Below are 2,642 nucleotides of genomic sequence, written 5' to 3'. Positions count from 1 at the left end.
GAACTCCTCGAGCTTCTTCGCGTCGTCGCAGTGGATCCAGCGTGCCGTCGCCACGCCCACCTGTTCGAACGTGGCGTCCACGGTGTATTCGTCCTTCAGGCGGTATGCCACCACGTCGAACTGCAGCACGCCCACCGCGCCGAGGATCAGGTCGTTCGACATGAGCGGGCGGAAGAACTGCGTGGCGCCTTCTTCCGACAGCTGCGCCAGGCCCTTCTGCAGCGCCTTCATTTTCATCGGATCGCGCAGGCGCGCGCGGCGGAACAGTTCCGGCGCGAAGTTGGGGATGCCCGTGAACGACAGGCCTTCGCCTTCGGTGAACGTGTCGCCGATGGTGATGGTGCCGTGGTTGTGCAGGCCGATGACGTCACCCGGATAGGCGCGTTCGACGATTTCACGATCGCTCGCCATGAAGGTCAGTGCGTTCGCGATACGCACCTCCTTGCCGGTGCGCGTCTGCTGCATCTTCATGCCGGCGGTATAAGTACCCGAGCAGATGCGCATGAACGCCACGCGGTCGCGGTGCGCCGGATCCATGTTCGCCTGGATCTTGAAGACGAAGCCGGTGAGCTTTTCTTCCTGCGGCAGCACTTCACGCGTGAGCGTATCGCGCGAGCGCGGCGAAGGCGCGTGCTCCACGAAGAACTCGAGCAGCAGTTCCACGCCGAAGTTGTTCACGGCAGAGCCGAAGAACACCGGCGTCTGCTTGCCCGACAGGTACGCGTCCACGTCGAACGGGTTGGATGCGCCGAGCACGAGCTCGAGCTCGTCGCGGGCTTCCTGCAAGGCCGCTTCGCCGATGCGCGCGACCAGCTCGGGGTTATCCAGGCCGCCCTTGAAAATCGTCGAATCCTGGCGCGTGAAGTTCTTGCCCGGCTCGAAGATGTGCACTTCATCGAGCAGCACGTGGTACACGCCCTTGAGGCGCGAGCCCATGCCGATCGGCCAGGTCACCGGCGCGCAGGCGATACCCAGCACCGACTCCACTTCGTCGAGCAGTTCGATCGGCGAGCGGCCCTCGCGGTCGAGCTTGTTGATGAAGGTCATGATCGGCGTATCGCGCAGGCGGCACACTTCCATGAGCTTGATGGTGCGTTCTTCCACGCCCTTCGCGCAGTCGATCACCATCAGCGCGGAGTCGACCGCGGTGAGCACGCGGTAAGTATCTTCCGAGAAGTCCGCGTGGCCCGGGGTGTCGAGCAGGTTCACGATGGCCCCGTTGTACGGGAACTGCATGACCGAGGACGTGACCGAAATGCCGCGTTCCTTTTCCAGCGCCATCCAGTCGGATGTAGCGTGGCGGGCCGCCTTGCGGCTCTTCACCGAGCCGGCCATCTGGATCGCGCCGCCGAACAGCAGCAGCTTTTCGGTCAGGGTGGTCTTGCCGGCGTCAGGGTGGCTGACGATGGCGAAGCTGCGCCGCCGCTTGGTCTCGGTGAGGTGTGAAGACATGGAATCTGGGGTCGCGTCGAAGGGCTAACCCCATATTCTAGCGCGGAATTACCCCTTGAAGGCCGCCGCCAGCCAGTCCGGCACGGCGATGCCCTTTTCGCGCAGGAAGGCCGGGTTGAACAGCTTGGCCTGGTAGCGCATGCCGCTGTCGCACAGCGCCGTGACCACGGTGTGGCCGGGGCCCAGGTGGCGGGCCAGGCGGATGGCGCCGGCGATATTCACACCGCTGGAAAGGCCGACGCAGTAGCCCTCCTCGCGGAGCAGGGTATGGATCTCGGGGACCGACTCGGTATCCGGGATGCTCCAGGCCAGGTCGATCGGGGCGTCGAGGAAGTTGGCGGTGAGGCGGCCATTGCCGATGCCTTCGGTGATCGAGCTGCCTTCGGCCTTCGCTTCGCCGGTGTTGATGTAGTTCGCGAGGGCCGAGCCGGCGGGATCGGCCAGCGCCACCAGGATGTCCTTGCGCCGGGCCTTCAGGGCCCGGCCCACGCCCGCGATGGTGCCACCCGTCCCGGAGGCGCTGGCGAAGCCATCGATCTTGCCGCCGGTCTGTTCCCAGATTTCGGCGCCGGTGTGGTCTTCGTGCCACTGGCGGTTGGCGAGGTTGTCGAACTGGTTGGCGAACCACGCGCTGCCCGGGTCCGCGGCGTTCAGCTCCGCGGCGATCCGCCGGGCGGTGGCCGCGTAGTGGTTTGGATCGGTCCAGGGCGCGGCCGGCACGAGCCGGACATTGGCGCCCGCCGCACGCAGGGCGTCGATCTTCTCGCGGCTCTGGGTGTCCGGCATGACGATGATGGTGCGGTACCCGCGGCTGTTGCCCAGCAGGGACAGGCCGATGCCGGTGTTCCCCGCCGTGCCTTCCACCAGCGTGGCCCCGGGCCGGAGCAGGCCCTGCCGTTCGGCGTCGTCCAGCAGGCCCAGCGCCGTGCGGTCCTTCACCGACCCGCCGGGGTTCAGGAACTCGGCCTTGGCCAGGATCTCGCAGCCGGTGGCCTCCGACGCCTGGCGCAGGCGAAGGAGGGGCGTGTGGCCGATGCCGGCGCTGAGGGTAGGGTAGGTAGCCATGCCCCGATGTTAACCCGCCCGGCGCCACGCGCCCCATCTGGCCGTCCAAACCTCGCCGTAGGCCCCAGGGCCCTTGTGGGAGCGCCGGGGGGGGCGGCGGGGGGGGGGGGGGGGGGGGGGGGGGG

The 2,642-nt window shown here is 67.4% G+C and carries 2 protein-coding genes; both read right to left on the bottom strand.

Annotated features, from left to right (window positions below; all coding sequences use genetic code 11):
• Positions 1–1,452 (bottom strand): peptide chain release factor 3 (locus ACTHLF_RS08500; protein ID WP_440326555.1); only part of this gene is annotated, 1,452 nt, incomplete at its 3' end.
• Between the two features lie 48 nt (positions 1,453–1,500).
• On the bottom strand, positions 1,501–2,517 hold the full coding sequence (locus ACTHLF_RS08495; protein ID WP_440326553.1) for a cysteine synthase A: 1,017 nt from the start codon (positions 2,515–2,517) through the stop codon (positions 1,501–1,503).
• Positions 2,518–2,642 lie beyond the last annotated feature (125 nt).

Origin of the sequence: Luteibacter sp. (genome assembly GCF_051958795.1) — a bacterium.
GTDB lineage: Bacteria > Pseudomonadota > Gammaproteobacteria > Xanthomonadales > Rhodanobacteraceae > Luteibacter.
Note: the sequence above shows the minus strand (reverse complement) of the source record. Positions and strands in the feature narration are given on the sequence as shown.